Annotated in this window: 16 protein-coding genes and 1 pseudogene; 8 read left to right on the top strand and 9 right to left on the bottom strand. The window is 66.3% G+C overall.

Translation table 11 applies throughout. The features are described 5' to 3' along the window. The first annotated feature begins 52 nt into the window (after positions 1-52). The gene (locus D6M19_RS29440; RefSeq protein WP_123028824.1) at positions 53-352 is read left to right on the top strand and encodes a hypothetical protein; all 300 of its coding nucleotides are present in this window, start codon (positions 53-55) and stop codon (positions 350-352) included. A 59-nt stretch (positions 353-411) separates the two neighbouring features. Here the strand turns inward: D6M19_RS29440 and D6M19_RS29435 are convergent, their stop codons facing one another. From D6M19_RS29435 to D6M19_RS29410, 6 genes are all read right to left on the bottom strand, one after another. Beyond that, complete coding sequence (locus tag D6M19_RS29435) at positions 412-1,956, bottom strand: sensor histidine kinase (RefSeq protein ID WP_234835112.1); 1,545 nt, start codon at positions 1,954-1,956, stop codon at positions 412-414. Then, on the bottom strand, positions 1,953-2,720 hold the full coding sequence (locus tag D6M19_RS29430) for a response regulator transcription factor (RefSeq protein WP_123028823.1): 768 nt from the start codon (positions 2,718-2,720) through the stop codon (positions 1,953-1,955). Before D6M19_RS29430 ends, D6M19_RS29435 begins: the two co-directional genes overlap by 4 nt. Before the next feature lie 84 nt (positions 2,721-2,804). Further along, positions 2,805-3,704 carry a DUF4097 family beta strand repeat-containing protein gene (locus D6M19_RS29425; protein ID WP_123028822.1) on the bottom strand — a complete coding sequence of 300 codons (900 nt, stop codon included), beginning with the start codon at positions 3,702-3,704 and terminating at the stop codon, positions 2,805-2,807. A gap of 21 nt (positions 3,705-3,725) precedes the next feature. Next, complete coding sequence (locus tag D6M19_RS29420) at positions 3,726-4,370, bottom strand: response regulator transcription factor (RefSeq protein WP_123028821.1); 645 nt, start codon at positions 4,368-4,370, stop codon at positions 3,726-3,728. Then, positions 4,358-5,680, bottom strand: a complete 1,323-nt coding sequence (locus D6M19_RS29415) for a sensor histidine kinase (RefSeq protein ID WP_164478758.1) — start codon at positions 5,678-5,680, stop codon at positions 4,358-4,360. The genes D6M19_RS29420 and D6M19_RS29415 overlap by 13 nt, the downstream gene beginning before the upstream one ends. 76 nt (positions 5,681-5,756) lie before the next feature. After that, entirely contained in the window at positions 5,757-6,170 is a 414-nt protein-coding gene (locus D6M19_RS29410) for a VOC family protein (RefSeq protein WP_123028820.1), read from the bottom strand. A gap of 126 nt (positions 6,171-6,296) precedes the next feature. On the opposite strand from D6M19_RS29410, the gene D6M19_RS29405 reads away from it, so the two are divergent. The 3 genes from D6M19_RS29405 (at position 6,297) to D6M19_RS34425 (ending at position 8,324) form a co-directional block, all read left to right on the top strand. Further along, positions 6,297-7,178 carry an LLM class flavin-dependent oxidoreductase gene (locus tag D6M19_RS29405; protein WP_123028819.1) on the top strand — a complete coding sequence of 294 codons (882 nt, stop codon included), beginning with the start codon at positions 6,297-6,299 and terminating at the stop codon, positions 7,176-7,178. 52 nt (positions 7,179-7,230) lie between these two features. Beyond that, a complete protein-coding gene (locus D6M19_RS29400) occupies positions 7,231-7,905 on the top strand; it encodes a DUF899 domain-containing protein (protein ID WP_123028818.1) in 675 nt (224 codons plus the stop codon). A gap of 203 nt (positions 7,906-8,108) precedes the next feature. Beyond that, positions 8,109-8,324, top strand: coding sequence for a hypothetical protein (locus D6M19_RS34425; protein WP_164478757.1), 216 nt, complete (start codon positions 8,109-8,111; stop codon positions 8,322-8,324). Here the strand turns inward: D6M19_RS34425 and D6M19_RS29390 are convergent. Then, positions 8,321-8,653: a hypothetical protein gene (locus tag D6M19_RS29390; RefSeq protein ID WP_164478756.1), complete on the bottom strand. Its 333-nt coding sequence runs from the start codon at positions 8,651-8,653 to the stop codon at positions 8,321-8,323. The two genes, D6M19_RS34425 and D6M19_RS29390, sit on opposite strands and share 4 nt — an antisense overlap. A 339-nt stretch (positions 8,654-8,992) precedes the next feature. Between D6M19_RS29390 and D6M19_RS29385 the strand changes: the two genes are divergently transcribed. Next, positions 8,993-10,357 (top strand): wax ester/triacylglycerol synthase domain-containing protein, encoded by a 1,365-nt coding sequence (locus D6M19_RS29385; protein ID WP_123028815.1) that lies wholly within the window; start codon positions 8,993-8,995, stop codon positions 10,355-10,357. Positions 10,358-10,386: 29 nt separating this feature from the next. On the opposite strand, the pseudogene fabG reads toward D6M19_RS29385, so the two are convergent. Further along, positions 10,387-11,168: pseudogene (fabG, locus tag D6M19_RS29380) on the bottom strand (3-oxoacyl-ACP reductase FabG). Positions 11,169-11,266: 98 nt separating this feature from the next. Here fabG and D6M19_RS29375 point away from each other — a divergent pair. Together D6M19_RS29375 and D6M19_RS29370 are read left to right on the top strand one after the other, a co-directional pair. Further along, entirely contained in the window at positions 11,267-12,727 is a 1,461-nt protein-coding gene (locus D6M19_RS29375) for an amidase (RefSeq protein WP_123028814.1), read from the top strand. Positions 12,728-12,807: 80 nt separating this feature from the next. After that, positions 12,808-13,824, top strand: coding sequence for a hypothetical protein (locus D6M19_RS29370; RefSeq protein ID WP_164478755.1), 1,017 nt, complete (start codon positions 12,808-12,810; stop codon positions 13,822-13,824). 7 nt (positions 13,825-13,831) lie between these two features. Here the strand turns inward: D6M19_RS29370 and D6M19_RS29365 are convergent, their stop codons facing one another. Further along, positions 13,832-15,025: an ROK family protein gene (locus D6M19_RS29365; protein ID WP_123028847.1), complete on the bottom strand. Its 1,194-nt coding sequence runs from the start codon at positions 15,023-15,025 to the stop codon at positions 13,832-13,834. 54 nt (positions 15,026-15,079) lie between these two features. Between D6M19_RS29365 and D6M19_RS29360 the strand changes: the two genes are divergently transcribed. After that, positions 15,080-16,258 (top strand): MFS transporter, encoded by a 1,179-nt coding sequence (locus tag D6M19_RS29360; protein ID WP_123028812.1) that lies wholly within the window; start codon positions 15,080-15,082, stop codon positions 16,256-16,258. The last annotated feature ends 31 nt before the right edge of the window (positions 16,259-16,289 follow it).

Raw genomic sequence — 16,289 nt, 5'->3', positions numbered from 1 at the left:
TCGAATGATTCGAAAAGCTACGCAGCTTTCGACCTTCTGAGGAGAAGACACCATGAAGAACTATATGATGACCGGCTTGATCGGCGCCGGGATGACAGCGGCGACGCTTGCGCTTGCAGGTGCCGCGACCGCTGCTCCAACCGGACCGACCCAAGTGGAAGAGACAGTGAAAACCCTGGAAGCCAGCGGCTATAACGTCGTTCTGAATAGAACGGGCGCTGCGCCTTTGTCGTCTTGCACAGTGAAGGAGGTCCGGCCCGGCCAGACCCACAAGACGTTTGACTCTCGCGGAAGCAGCACACCGTCGGAGACGATCGTGGCAGAGACAGTTTATGTCGATCTAGCGTGCTGAGTTAATTTGGCTCAGACGGGAGTGCAGGTGAATTCCACACTGCGCTCCCGTTTTGTGCGTTAGCGAAAGCCGAAAAATAATTGTTTGCTGGCAGATGCCAATTCATCTTCGAACTCAGCCTTGTCGGCCGGAGTTAGCGGCACCCTGATCGCGAAGGTCGTCGCGCCGGCCTCCGAGTCGACACCGATGACCCCGCCGTGGGCTTGCACGATCGACGCGGCGATCGCCAGGCCGAGGCCCGAGTGGCCGGCCTCGCGGGAACGCGCCTTGTCGGCTCGCACGAACCGTTCGAAGAGGTGTGGAAGTAGTCGATCGTCGATGCCGGGGCCGTTGTCGGTTACCGTCAGCCCGGCAGATGACGTGGCCGAGTCAGCGCACACCGCTGTGGTGACAACGGTTCCTTCAGGGGTATGTGCCCCAGCGTTGGCCAACAGGTTGGCGACGGCCTGATGCAGTTTGGCCCGATCGCCGCGCACCCAAACCGGTTGGTTGGGGGCTTCGGTAACCCACTGATGCGTAGGCACTGACACCGCAGCGTCATTGACGGCATTGACCACAAGCTCCGCGAGGTCGACGTCGGCGGTCTCGAGATCGTGACGTTCGTCGAGGCGGGCCAAGAACAGTAAATCGGATACCAGTGAGTTCATCCGGGCCGATTCTGCCTCGATGCGCGCCAGCGAATATTCGGTGACTTCCGGTAGCAGTGTGCTGTCTTGGCGCGTCAGTTCCGCGTAGCCATGAATCGCCGCCAACGGAGTCCGGAGCTCGTGGCTGGCGTCGGTGATGAATTGGCGCATGCGCCGATCGGAGGCGGCGACTTCGGTAAGTGCCCGCTCGACATGATCGAGCAGGCGGTTGAGTGCGTCGCCCACCAGCCCTACTTCCGTGCGCATGTCGGTGTCGCCCGCGGGTACCCGCGGCGTGATTGCGTACTGGTCGCGATTCAACGGCAGGGTCGCCACCTCGCCTGCAGTCGCGGCCACCCGGGCGAGCGGGCGCAGCGCTATCCGCACGATGGCCAGTGTCCCGAATGCCGTGACGATCAGAGCCAACGCCGTCAGCACCGTGACGACGATGGTTTCGCGGGTGGCAGCTGCACTCGCCTGACGCAGCGACGCTCCCGTAACCAGGATTTCGCCCGGCCCGCCGGGACGGCCGGTGAAACGGTACATACCCAGTCCGTCCAGCCACTCGGTCTCCGACTGACTCGGCGTGTCAGCGTGCTCGAGGATGCCGGCGAGCGTATCGGGTGGCACGCTGGTCGCGTCGCCATCGCCGAAGAGGGCCGAGTCCACGACCCGGCCGTCGCGAATCAGCACGACGATGTTCCCAGGCGCCTGACCGATGAGCTGACTCAACGGCTTCATGGCGTCCGGCGGCGGAAGGCCGCCGCCGGGCAGCGGCGTGCTGCGGTATTTCGTCATCGACTGGCTGAAAGCATCAGCGGCAGAAGTCAACTGGGTGTCTACGATGCCGGCCACCGACGCCCGCAGAGTCAGCACGGATATCGTGCCGACGACGACCAGCACGGCCATCACCACCGCGCTCACGCCGACGACGAGCTGCGTGCGCAGTGGCCAACTGCGCACCGACAGCACGCTCATCCGGCGGGCCGTAGAAGGTATCCGACGCCTCGCACGGTGTGAATCATCGGCGCGCGTCCGGCGTCGATCTTCTTGCGCAGATACGACACATACAGATCGACGATGCTCGACCTGCCACCGAAATCGTAGTTCCAGACGCGTTCGAGGATCTCCTGCCTGCCGATGGCGCGACGGGCATGACGCATCAAATAGCGCAGCAGCTCGAATTCGGTGGACGTCAACGAGATCGGCTCGCCGGTGCGGCTCACCGTGCGACTCGTGCCGACGAGTTCGAGGTCGCCGACGGTCAACGTCTCGTCGCTTGCGGGCGTCAGGTACGCCGATCGTCGAAGAAGCCCGCGCAAGCGCGCGACGAGCTCCTCGAGGCTGAATGGTTTGGTCATGTAGTCGTCCCCACCTGCAGTCAGTCCGACCACTCGGTCGTGCACCGAATCACGCGCGGTGAGGAACAGGACCGGCGTGTAGTTCGCGCTGTCGCGAAGCTGCTGGAGCACCCCGAATCCGTCCGTGTCCGGCAGCATGATGTCGAGCACCACCACGTCGGGCAGGTTGGCCCGAAACCTCGACACCGCCTCCGATGCGTCGTGGGCGACGTCGATCTCCCACCCCTCGTAGTGCAGCGCCAACCGGATCAGGTTGGTCAGCGCGCGTTCGTCGTCGACCAGCAGCACTCGGATGGGTGATCCGTCGGCGCGGTGCATCCGGGGGAGCTTGCCAAGCACGGGCTCCCGCCGTGGCGTTCCACCAACCTGCAATGTCGTCATTCACACATTGTTCCTGCGCCTCGCCAACCGCACATCTGTCTCATATGAGGCTCATATATGCGCCGGTCAGACCGACGGCGAGCGTCAAGGCAGCTCGTCGATCACGATGTCGCCGGTGTCCGAGCGCGCGGTGACCACCGACGTGGCGCCCTTGCGGTCGCTGGTCTGCGGAACGCGCACCACAGTGTCACCGCTGCTGTCGCTGGTGTTGACGTTCACGACGTAGGGTCCGCGGGGCGGCAGCGCGATGCGGATGTCGCCGTTGTCGGTGGTCGCGTCGACCGTGCGCGGCGCGGTCTTGAAGTCCACCTCAATGTCGCCGTTTGCGGTGGTGGCGCGAAACGATTCTGTCACCGAGACGGCGGTGCGAGCGACCACGTCGCCATCCACGCTGTCGACGTCGATGCGCCGGGCGGCGCCGCTGAGCAGCACCGCCCCGTGCGTCATCCGCGCCGTCACCTGGTCCAGATCGGCCTGCGTCATCAACACGCCGGTCCTCTGCTGGCTGGTGACCGTCAGCCGGCGAGCCACCTCCGGCGGCAGCACCACAGTGATCTCCCCGGCGCGACCCCACTGCAGGAACGGCGACGGCTCGCCGCCGATCGTCAGCCGGGTGCCCGTCGAATCGTTCGTCACGGTCAACGGATGCGAACCGGCGCGGGCGGAGTTGACCATGCGCATGTCGGCGCGTGGTTGCGTGGCGCCAGGTTCTGCGGTGATGCGGACCGCCACCGGCAACTGACCGGTGTCGACGACCAGCGAACGCATCGTCGACGGAAGGGGCTTGCTGTCGGTGACCACACGGAAGGTGGACAGCCCCCATGCCGCAACACCGAGGGAGCCGAGACTACCCATGACGAGCACCGCGGCCGCAGCGATGAGCAGCACCCGGATCGCGGTGCGTCCGCCTGGCGAAAGCGGCGGCGGCGATGCCGGTGACGGGTTGACAGGCGGCGCGGACGGGGGAGGGGCGATGGTCGTCACGGTGAAAAGCCTTTCGGTTGATCAGGACTCGAGGTAGCGCAGGACAGCCAGCACGCGACGGTTCTCGCTCTCGTCGGGAGCCAGGTCCAACTTGGTGAAGATCGAGGCGATGTGCTTCTCGGCCGATCCCGTCGAGACGTGCAGGATGGCGGCGATCGCGGAGTTGGTCTTGCCCTCTGCCATCAGTTGCAGCACCTCGTGTTCGCGTTGGGTGAGTTGCTCGAGCACTGCCCGTCGGTGCGAGCGCACCAGAATCTGCGACACCACTTCGGGATCGAGCACGGTACCGCCCCCGCCGACCACCTCGACGGCGTCGAGGAAGGCAGGCACGTCGGCCACGCGGTCCTTGAGCAGGTACCCGAAACCCTTTGCGTCCGAGGCGATCAAGTCGGCGGCGTAGCGCTCCTCGACATAGTGCGAGAGCACAAGCACCGCAGACTCAGGGTTCTGGCTGCGCAGCAGGGCGGCGGCCCGGATGCCTTCATCGGTGAAGGTGGGCGGCATCCGGACGTCCACGATCGCCAGGTCCGGCCTGGTGTCGTTGACCAGCCGCAGCAGATTGGTCGCATCGGGCACGCCGGCGACCACGTCGTGGCCCGCATCGGTGAGGATGCGCTCGATGCCCGCCCGCAGCAGGGCGGAGTCCTCGGCGATCACAATCCGCATGGCAGGACCGCCGTGATGATGGTGGGACCGGCCGCTGGGCTGGAGACGGTGAAGGCGCCGCGGGCGGCTCGCACCCGCTCCTCGAGCCCGCGCAGGCCGGTGGCCTCGTCGCTATTCGTGATCGCCGCGCCGCCGCGACCGTTGTCAAACACCGAGACGTGCAGCTGGTTGGTCGCCTCGTCGAGTCGCACGGTGACGACGGCCTGCGTGGCCTGTGCGTGCTTGGCGACGTTGGTCAGGGCCTCGGCGACGACGAAGTAGGCAACCGACTCCGTCTCCTCGGGCAGTCGACGTGGCAAATGAATGTCGAGAGTCGCAGGCACGCCGAGGTTTTCGGTGCGCTGGACGACCGACGACAGCGCGGCGTCGAGACCACGATCAGCCAGGATGGTCGGTGCGATGCCCCGCACCACATTGCGCAGCTCGACGAGCGCGCTCTTGGCGTCCTCGTGCGCCTCGGCGATCAGCATCTTGGCTTCTGGCAGATCGTTGTCGAGTTTGGTCTGGGCCAGGCCGATCGTCATTGCCAGCGACACCAGTCGCGGCTGCACGCTGTCGTGGAGGTCGCGCTCGATGCGGTGTCGTTCGGTCTGAGCCGAGGACACCGCACCCTTGCGGGCGTCGGACAACACGTTGACCTGGTATTTCAGCGCCGCAGTCGGAGACGGCGACAGCAGCCACCGATCGATTGCAGCGTCGAGGACAGGCGCGAGAACGAGAATCGCGACCGCGGCAAGCAGCGCAATGAACGCCAGCACAAAGGCGACCGGTGGCGACAGGAATGACAGGCCCGCATCGTCGTCGCTCTGCCTGATCGCGATCGCGGCGGCGGGTCCGATGAATGCGAAAGCCAGGAGGGCGAAGGCGATGGCGGTCACTGCGGCGTCGTAGATCCCGCGCAGCAGGTGATGCGCCGACCCCTTCCAGAACCGGGCACTGCTGATGTCGAGCCAGAGCTGATGAAGCCAGCGCTGAAACCCGCTGTGGGGGGACATGTTGCGCCACGGGACGCCGATGCCCATGCCGAACACCGCCTCGCTGCGGATCCGTTCCAGCCATTCCACGCCGCGCATCAGATACACGAACACGACGACGCAGATCGCGAAGCCGATGACCGACGGGATAGATGAAATGCCGACGACGAGGATCGTCAACGGAATCCACAGCCACACCACAGCGACCGCCGCGCCCGTGATCATCGAGGCCGTCGGCACCAGGCCGATGCGGCGGGCCGGTGTGGGCGCCGCGACGGTGGTGTGCGTCGTGTCGACCGCGGCGGGTGGAGCGGGGTTGGAGGTGACTGCGACCATGCCTACAACCTATGGAGATCGCGGGCCGGGCGACATGGCGTTTTCCCGAGACCCTGGCGGGGGAAAACCCCCACACCTACTTGGGGGCGACGAGCTCCAGCGCGATGTTGTCGGGATCGCGGAACTCCAGGATGTACATCACCCCGATGTCCTTGACCGGCTCGTGGGTGATGCCGAGTGAATCGAGATGGGTTGCCGCGTCCTCCAGTTCGGACCTGCTGCTGACCCGCAATGCGAGGTGATCGAGGCCGGTGCGGTCCTCGTCGAACCTGTCGTCGGCACCAGGGCGCAGGCCGACGCGCGAGTCACCGACGTTGTAGATGACGCCGCCGAACAGGAATGCGAGCCGTTCACGCGTCTCGGCGTCGGCATCCGCAGGTACCTCGAGGTTTATCGGCCAGCCGAAAACGCTCTCGTAGAACTCGCGCGAACGCGTGATATCGGTGACCGTCAACCGGATATGCGCAACGGAACTGGTGTTGATTGGCATGCCCTGATGCTGCCAGCACCCGCGATCGGGTCGGTCGGGGGTTGGCGGCCCGTGCGGGTACCGGGCGACTGACCGGCGCCGGGCTCGCAACGGCGGCGTGCCACAATCGCCGTCGTGCAGGTAGGGATGACGATGCCGGTGATGGAGCCCGACCTCGATGCGTCGGTCCTCCGGGCCTGGGCCAGGACGATCGACGACGGACCGTTCTCATCGTTGTGCTGGGGTGAGCGGATCGCATTCGACAACCCCGAGGCGATCACGCTGCTCGGGGCGCTGGCGGCATGGACGGATCGCGTGCGGCTGATAACAACAGTGCTGGTGCCCCAGCTGCACGACCCTGTGATGCTCGCCAAGGCGCTCGCGACCGGAGACCTGCTCAGCGGCGGCAGGCTCACCGTCGGCCTCGGAGTAGGCGGACGGCGCGAGGACTACGACGCGGTCAACGCCGACCCCGCGACGCAGACCATGCGGGGGATGGCCGAGCTGGTCGCGGTGATGAAGCGGATATGGGCCGGCGACAAGGTGACCGACTCCGTCGTGCCCGTTGGGCCGGCGCCGGTGCAGGCGGGTGGCCCACAGCTACTGGTCGGGACGATGGGCCCCAAGACGGTACGGTCCGCTGCCGCATGGGCCGACGGCCTGGCGGGCACCACGCTTGATCTCGACATCGCAAAGCAGAACGAGCTGTATGACGTCGCACGAACGGCGTGGGCCAAGGCCGGCAAGCCCAAACCGCTTCTGGCCACCTCGTTCTGGTTCGCGCTCGGCGACGGCGACGACGCGCGCGCACAGGTGCACCGGCATCTGCGCCGCTACATGAACTGGATACCGGCCGAGTACGTGGATGCCATGGCAGCCGGCACCGGGTGGGCGGGCGATGAGGACGAATTGTTGAACGTGCTGAAACAATTCGAAGACATCGGGACCGACGAGGTTCATCTCATCCCGACCAGTTCGGACGTCGAACAGGTGCGCAGGGTCGCCGAAGTCGTCAAGGATTTCGGGTAGCTGTCTTCCGCGTTGACTCTGTGCACAGGACGCGCGGTGGCAGGCTGCAGTCATGACTGACGCACATGCGATGCCTCCAGTCGTGTCGCGATCGGAATGGCAGAGAGCGCGTGCAGATTTGCTGGCACGCGAAAAGGAGCTGACCCGGTTGAAGGACTCGGTCAGCGCGCAGCGGCGACGGCTGCCGATGGTTGAGATCACCGAGTCGTACACGTTTGACACCGAGGACGGCCCGAGGACGCTTTGGGATCTCTTCGACGGCCGCAGGCAGCTCATCGTTCAGCACTTCATGTTCGGACCCGATTGGAACGAGGGCTGCGACGGGTGCTCGATGATGGCCGACCACATCGGTCCGCTCTCGCACCTGCACGCGAAAGACACTTCTCTGGTGCTGATTTCGCGTGCCCCGTTGACCAAACTGCTGGCCTTCCGCGACCGCATGGAATGGACGTTGCCGTGGGTGTCGTCGGTCGCGACCACATTCAATGAGGACTTCGGTGCGACGGTCGATGGTGAGGAGCGGCAGGCGATCAGCGTATTTCTGCGCGATGGCGACCGTGTCTTTCACACGTGGTCGACGTTCGCCCGCGGAGAGGAGCCGTTCATGTTGGTGTTCGACTTCCTCGACCTCACGCCGTACGGACGGCAGGAGACCTGGGAGGACTCACCGGCCGGTTGGCCCCAGCAGCCGCCGTACGGCTGGATGCGGTTGCACGACTCGTACTGAGCCGGCAACTCCCCGCCGGAATTCATAGAAATCATCGCAGGTGTCAATTATGCTTAGCTAGCAGCTTTGCCACAGCTCAAGAAGCGAAGCTCTGAACAGGAAGTTTGCGATGACCAAGCTACTAATCGCAATCGCGGGCAGCACTGCGCTGGTTTGCGCATCAGCGGCCTGGGCGGATGTTCCCTACCCCGGCGACACGGGCCATGACTAGTGCCCGCGACCCCGATCCGACGCCGGACGAAGACCAGGCCGTCGCCCCTGTTGAGCCGGCGGACTGGGTCAAACCGGTAGAGCTGATCGAACTGTTGCAGCGCCGCACAGAAAAGCGCAAGCGACCCAAGGCGCCGACGTCGTCACCGTTCTATGACACCGAGTTCGTCGCGTCGCACCGCAAGGGGAAGAAGCGGCGGGCCGACTAGGCCTTGCTCGCCTCGTCGTCCCCGTCGGTCTCGTCGTCCTCACCCTCGTAGTCCTCGTAGTCCTCGTAGTCTTCGTCTTCGTAGTCCTCGTCTTCGTAGTCCTCGTCGTCGTCCTCTTCGTCTTCGTCGACGTACGGGGTGTTCAACCCAGCCAAGTGGTCGGGGTCGGCGGTCACCTGGTCCCACTTCGCGGGCGGGTAATACTCGGCCCACTTCTCCTCGTCGCCGAAGTGAATGGCAAGCACCCCGCCGTCCAGGAACTCGAAGCCGTCATCCTCGCCGTAGTCCTGGGGGTGGGCCTGCCCGCTGAACCGCACCTTGAACGCCATGGTCGCCAGTTTTGCATGACGCCGTCCCCGCACCCGGACGGCCTACCTGCGATGCCGTCGAAACGCATAACCCGTGCGCACGCGCGTGGTAAAGCTGGCCCACATGACAACCGTGGGACGGGCGGACGAAAAACCGGCCGGGCGCACACGACAAAGCTTGCGCCCGAGGCAATCCGCCAACTTCGGCATCATCGCCCGGATCAGCCGTGAGATGGACGGCGTGCACTGATAGTGGCTGTGTGACCTCGGTCGTGACTTCGAAGGCACAAAGCCCTTAGTGCGGCGATAGGTCGTGACGGCGGGTGCCGGGCGGTCATACGGTGTGGTCGGGAGCACACAATGACTGAGTTCATGCGAAGCACCGACGCGTTCACCTGGGCGATGGAAAGCGATCCACGCCTGCGGTCGACCGTGGTATCGGTGGCAATGCTCGACAAGGCCCCGGACTGGACTGCGTTGAGGCGCCGGTTCGATCTACTCAGCCGGCGACTACCGATCTTCCGCCAGCGGGTCGTGCCGTCACTCTCACCTGCCCCTCCTCGCTGGAAGGACTGCCACGATTTCGATCTGGACTTCCACATCCGGCGGGTGTCGGCGCCGCCTCCTGCGACGCTGGACACCATCCTGGAGATGGCCCGGTTGGCCCAAATGGAGGACTTCGATCGGGCCCGGCCGCTCTGGAAGGTGACCTTGGTCGACGGGATGGCCGACGGCGGTGCGGCGCTTCTGTGCACATTCCATCACTCGCTGACCGACGGCGTTGGCGGCGTCCAGATCGCGATGACATTGTTCGACCTGAATGAACAGCTTCGGCCGCTCGACCCGCTGCCCGACGAACCGACCCCGGTGATCACCTCGTGGCTGGGCGGCTATGGCGACATCTTGCGCTGGGAGGCGGAGGTGGCAGGCAACGCGGTCGTGGCCGCGGCGAAGAACGCACCTGCGCTGCTGTACAACGGAATTCGGCGCCCTCTGGACACCGCCGGACGGGCCGTCGAGACGGCCGCGTCGATATACCGCACCGTGCGGCCGGTCAACCGCACCGGCTCATCGCTGATGACGCGCCGCAGCCTGATCCGTCGCCTCGGCGTGCACGACGTTCCGACCTCGCAGCTGCGCGAAGCCGCACACCGTGGCGGGGGAGCCCTCAACGACGCGTTCGTCGCGGGTGTGGCCGGTGGCCTACGCATCTACCACGAGAAGCACGGCGTCTCCCTTCACGACCTGCACATCTCGATGCCGATCAGCCTGCGTACCGACCAAGACGAGATCGGCGGCAACCGGATCACCCTGATGCGGTTCGACATTCCGGTAGATGTCGTCGACCCCGTCGAGCGGATCGCCGAAATACACCGCCGGGCAACCAGAGTGCGCCACGAGCGCTCGTTGCCGCTGACACAACTGATAGCCGGGGCACTGAATATGATGCCGCGCTGGTACATCGGGTCGATCCTGCGACACGTCGACTTCGTCGCCAGCGACGTGCCCGGCATCCCCGTACCGGTGTTTCTCGGCGGGGCACGGGTACAGGCTCAGTACGCGTGGGGGCCGACGATCGGCGCGGCCGTCAACATCACCCTGCTCAGCTACGTCGACGTCTGCAGCTTCGGCATCAACGTCGACACCGGGGCCATTGCGGACTTCGACGCATTCCGAGACTGCCTCGTTGAGGGGTTCAACGAGGTGCTGGCGCTTGCGGGGTGACGCCTTCGGCGGACACCGGTCGGGAACAGCTACGGCGTGACGGCGTCCGGTGATTCGGGCAGCACCTGGCCGCCGTCGACCGCGATCGCCTGACCGGTGATGTAGCCGGCTTCATCGCTGGCCAGAAACGCCGCGAGGTAACCGATGTCGGCGGGCTTGCCCAATGCGCCCGCCGGAATCGCGCGCGCCATGCCTGCCAGATAGTCCTCACCCAGGTCGGCGAGGCCTTCGGTCAGTATGTTGCCCGGCAGGACGGCGTTGACGGTGATGGCGTGCGGGGCAAGCTCGATCGCGGCGGTACGCATGAAACCGAGCTGGGCCGCCTTCGACGCGCCGTAGTGCGACCAGTTCGGAAACCCGGTGATCGGTCCCGTGATCGACGACGTCAGGATCACGCGCCCGTGGCCGGAGGCGATCAGCGACGGCAGCATGCCTGCACCGAGAAGACGGTGCCCTTGACGTTGACGTCGAGCACCTCGGCCAGCTGCTGCGGGGTCATCGTGGCCAGCGGCGCCTCGGGAAAGATGCCTGCGTTGGCGCACAGCACATCGATGCCGCCGAAGGCGTCGGTGACCGCGGAAGCCATGGCCGTGCAGGAGGCGGGATCGCTGACGTCGGTTGTCACTCCGATCACCTTGCCGTCGCCGACACCGTCGAGGGCGCTGACGGTGGCGTCCATGTCGGCCGCTGACCGCGAGGCGACCGCCACATTCGCACCCGCCTCGGCGAACACGGAGGCGATCCCGCGACCGATGCCTTTACTTCCGCCGGTGACGACAACGGACTTTCCTACGAGCGAGAACACAGCCATCAGTGTGGGGCAGCGCGGGCCGTCGCGCAGCGCTTAACAGACTGTTATCGCGCCGCCGGTTGCCGGTCTCGCGGTGAGGCGCGAGGATTCTTCGATCTATGGACTCCGCACAAGCTTTCGAGCTGGCCGAAATCGACGCCGTCGGGCAGGCCGCCCTCGTTTCCGCAGGTGAGATAACGGCTGCCGAGCTGCTCGACGCCGCGATCATCCGGCTCGAGGCCGCCCGCGACCTCAACGCCGTGATCTGTGACCTGTTCGACCGCGGCCGTGCGCAGGCCGCCGAGCTGGACGCCTCGGGCCGCGCACGCGACCAGGAATCGGGGCCGTTGGCCGGGGTGCCATTCCTGCTCAAGGACCTCGGTGCCTCGCTCGCGGGCACCGCGGAGGCGATGGGCTCACGGGCTCTGCGCACCCATGTGGCGACGGAGACAGCGTGGATAGTGGACCGGTACCTGGCGGCGGGGCTTGTGGTGTTCGGAAAGACGAATACCCCCGAGTGGGGCAACCACTGCACCACCGAGCCGTCGCTATTCGGCGCGACGGTCAATCCCTGGTCGCCGTCGATCACGCCGGGCGGGTCAAGCGGGGGATCGGCGTCAGCCGTGGCCGCAGGCGTTGTCCCCGCGGCGTCGGGTGGTGATGGCACCGGCTCCATCCGCGTGCCCGCGTCGTGCTGCGGGCTGGTGGGGCTCAAACCGCGCCGCGGTCGGAGCTCCTTCGCGCCGGGGTCTGGCCATTCGCTGGAGGGTTTGGTGAATGCGCACGCGCTCACCCGCACTGTCCGGGATAGTGCCGCCCTGCTCGACGTCATAGCGGGCACCGTCCCCGGCGATCCCTACGCCGCTCCGACGCCGACCAGCAAGTACCTGGATGCGATAGCCGAAAGACCTGCTGCACAACGCATTTTGATGGCCACAGACTCGCCGTTTCCTGGTACCTCGACCGATTCGGCCGTCGTTGACGCGGTCGAAGACATCGGAAGCCTGCTCGGCGACCTCGGGCACACCGTGAAGTCGGGCTCGCCCACAATCGATCCAGACGTCGTCGCCGACGCGATCGCGGTTCTGCACACCGTCAGCAACACCGCCCTTCACGCATTGGCGACGAGCGTCCTCGGCCGCGAGCCCACCGAGGACGAGTTCGAACCGAGCACCTGGGTGATGATCCGCGAAGGCTTCACCACCACGGGCGCCGCATACGCCGGTGCCATCGACGCGGTGCACGCCCAAACACGCCGCTTCGCGACCGGGATGGCGGGCTACGACGCGCTGCTCGTGCCGACCCTGCTGACGCCCCCACCCCCGTACGCGCTGCTTGACCAGCCCCGAGGCACCACCCGAGCGTTCTTCGATGTGGAATTCGCCACGACCGGGTGGACTTCGCTGGCGAATGTCACGGGGTGGGCCGCGATTTCGCTTCCGCTCGGCAGCACCGGCGACGGCCTGCCGATCGGCGTGCAACTCATGGCGCCGGACGAGACGGTGCTTCTGCAACTCGCCGCCCAACTCGAGGGGGCCGTTCCCTGGGCCGAACGGCGTCCGACGGCATGGGTCGGGTGAGGTCGACCGCAAGCGGGGATTGAACCCGACGCGCTCCCAATCCGTGCGATCAGTATTACCGTCGACACATTGGGGGCGCCATGTATGTACGAACACGTCCGCGCGCGGGCGCGGCAACCACGGGGATAGCCATCGCTGGTATCGCCGCAGTGGCCGCAACGACGTTGGCTCCAGTCGCCGAGCCCCTTACCTCGGCAGCGCGCGATGTCAGGTTGGCTGCCACCGAAGTTCCGCCAGGCGGGCTGCTGACCAGCTTTCTTGGCAACCAGGTCAGCTACTGCTCGGCCATCTGCCCGCCGTTGATCAATACCGGCGTGACGGCCGTGGTGACAACACTGCAGTCACCGCTGGCGTTCGTCGCCGCCGTGCAATCGAATGACATCGTGAAGGCGATCGGCATCACGGCCGCGTCGGTGACCGGGCCGACGAACGCGGCCCTTGGTGAGGCCATAGATGCCGACACCACGGTGGCGGTCCCCAAGGCGTCAAACGCGTTCGAGGTCGCCGTGATCAGCCTGCTCGACATCGTGCCCGCTGCTGCTGGCGGCCTGCCCGCGATCGGCGATGCCATTGCGGCCGCCCGCGAAGAAACGTTCGAGGCGCTCAACCTGCCGATCCCGGTGACCGGGCCAACGGTCACGCCGAACGGAGTGGTGCAGGTGGCGACGTTGGGCGCGATAAGGGTGGGCGAAGCCGTCGTCTTTCCTGCGTTCAACGAGGCCCTGCAGGCCACGGTTGGAGTTCCCGACGCCGCTGCTCAGGAACTGGCCGTGTCCGGCGACCCGGCCAGGGCCGCTGTCGCGGGTGCCGACGCGGCCGTCGGGTCGGCATCGGCCGCGGTGAACGTCGTCGCGCGGTCGGTCGTCACCGCGGCCGACGACATCCGAAACGCGATACGAGTCACTCAAAAATCTTCTGCCACAACAACATCCGCGAACCTTGGGGTGAAGCCCTCGCGCAAGGTGGTCACCGCGGGCCGACACACCGACGCCGAGCCCGGCTCACGCCCGTTGCGTAACGTCGCGTCGACGGTCCGGCAGGCAGCGCGCAACGTCGTGAAGAGGGGTGCTTCGCTCGCCGCTGCAGGGCGCACCTGACCCGCTGTCAAACACGCTGCCGCTCAACCCAGTCCGCCAACCCTGCAGCTGAGGTGATGTGGTCAAGCGCGCGGGCGACGGCACCGTGTAACGGTCCGTCCTCACCGTGCTGCGCGTCGCGCACCGGCGGAGGGGCATCCTTGCGGAAGGCCATCAGGCCTTCCCTGTATGCATCATCGAAGGCTTTCGCCGCGTTCGCTCTCAGCAGGGACGCGACGCCGCCAAGCGTCACGACCTCTGGGTCATGCAGATTCACCAGCCCGCCGACGCCGCGGCCCAGCGAGGTAGCCACGGCTTCGAACGCCCGACGAGTTGCCCCGTCCCGCCCGGCGTGTGCGTTCAGGTCGTGAACGTATGCGACCGGATCCTCTGGGGGCGCGTCGCCTCGGTGCCGGGCCAGGGCACGCCCGTCGACGGTGAGGTCCCAGCAGCCGCGAGAGCCGCACGGGCAGTCCAGCGCCTGGTCGCCGAAGGGGATGTGGCCGTATTCACCCGCGGCGCCGTGTGCACCGTTGAGCGGTTCACCGTTGACGATCAGCGCCCCGCCGATGCCCTGCGCGACGATCAAACAAAGTGCGGTCGCAGCGGAGCGGGCTGCGCCGGACCGCGCCTCCGCCAGTCCGGCCAGCGTGGCGTCGTTGCCAAGTAACAGCGGAATGCCTGCGCGATCGGGAATCTTTGCGGCGAGCACCGACAGGTCGACGTCATTCCAACCTCGCGACGTGAACTGAACCAGCTTGGCATCGCTGACGGTGCCTGCGACCGCGACCGCTATCGCCCTCAGTCGCTTGGCATTCCGTCGATAGATCCTGCCGATCGCATCCGCCAACTGGCCGAGCACGGGCCCCAACTGTTCAGCCGCGTAATCCGCCTGGGTGACGACCTTGGGCACGCCGTCGATTCCTGCCAGCGCAAGGCGCCAGTCCGTCGCCCGCAGGTCGGCCGCGAGCACCAACGGCCCCCTTGCGTGTGGTCCCAGCACCGTCGTGGGCCTACCCCGTCCCTGCGCGGGCGCCGGGGTCTCGTCGAGCAGCAGCGCCTGCCGCATCCGCGCAACCAGCTCGGTGGCACCACCGCTGCCGATGCCGAGGCGCTGTGCCGCGGCGGCGCGGGTGATACCTGGCTCGGATCGCACGACCTCGACAAGTTGAGCGGCGCCCAACCAGCGCATATTGGCGGCTTGCCGTTGATCGTGTGCCATCGCCGGGAAGTATCTCACTTGAATATGCTCGAGTGCCGAGTATATTCAATTTGTATGACGCTGGCCCCCGAGCGCGCACCCACCGCAGGCCTTCGCGAGAGCCTGCCAGGACTGCTGTCGCTGGCCCTTGCGTCATGCGTCGCGGTGAGCACCGAAATGCTGCCGGTGGGTCTGCTGCCGGAAATCGGTGCGACGTTCGCGGTGGCCGATTCGGTGACCGGGCTCTTGGTCAGCCTGTACGCGGTGATGGTCGCCACGCTCGCGGTTCCTCTGACCGTTGCGACGTCGCGCTTTTCACGCAAGCCGCTGCTGTTGGCGACTTTGACGTGCTACGCGCTGAGCAATGCGTTGGTGGCCGTAGCGCCGTCGTTCGCCGTCGTCGCCGTCGGACGGACGCTCGGTGGCGTAACGCACGCGCTGTTCTTCTCCCTGGTGATCGGATACTCGCCACGACTGGTGTCGGGCGCGCACGTTGGCCGCGCACTTGCGCTCGCAGGCAGCGGCGCATCGGTCGGTCTGGTCTTCGGAGTGCCGTTGTTGACGTCGCTGGGTACGGCAGCGGGGTGGCGGGCGTCGTTCACCGCGCTGGCTGTGCTTTCCGTCCTCACGTTTTTACTCGTGGCACGGCTGCTGCCGAGTGTTGACCACGAACCGATTTCGGCCCGTCGTTGGTCGGGCGGCCGGCGTCAACTCGCGGCGGTCGCGACCTCGAACACGTTGGTGTTCCTCGGGCAGTTCACGGTCTACACGTTCGTCGCCCTGTTGCTGCTCGGCAGTGGAGTCAGTCCGGCGCTTGTCGGCCCGGTTCTGCTCGCGTGCGGCGCCTGTGGGCTCTTGGGCCTGTGGTACGCCGGCCGCGGTCTTGACCGAAATCCGCGACAGACCGCGGTGGTCGTGCTTGTGTTGATCATCTGCGCGGTCGTCGGCCTCGGTGCCACATGGCCGACGCTCGTAGGAGTGCTTCTCGCGACAGCGATCTGGAGTGCGGCATTCGGCGGTGTGCCGTCGATCTACCAAACGTGCGCAGTGCGAGCACGGGCGATGCCGCCCGAACTGGCCGGGGCATGGATCAACTCCACCGCCAACATCGGGATCGCGGGCGGGGCCGCCATCGGCGCCGGTCTGCTCCACACGGCGGGGTTGTCGTCGCTGGCCTGGCCCGGGGCTTTGCTGATGGTGTGCGGCCTTGCGGTGATGCTGCTGTCTCGTCGCGCGTTCCCGCGACACCCTTGATACGGCGGACATCACCGGAGAACCATCGCGT

This window comes from Mycolicibacterium stellerae (assembly GCF_003719305.1).
Taxonomy (GTDB): Bacteria; Actinomycetota; Actinomycetes; order Mycobacteriales; family Mycobacteriaceae; genus Mycobacterium; species Mycobacterium stellerae.
Note: the sequence above shows the minus strand (reverse complement) of the source record. Positions and strands in the feature narration are given on the sequence as shown.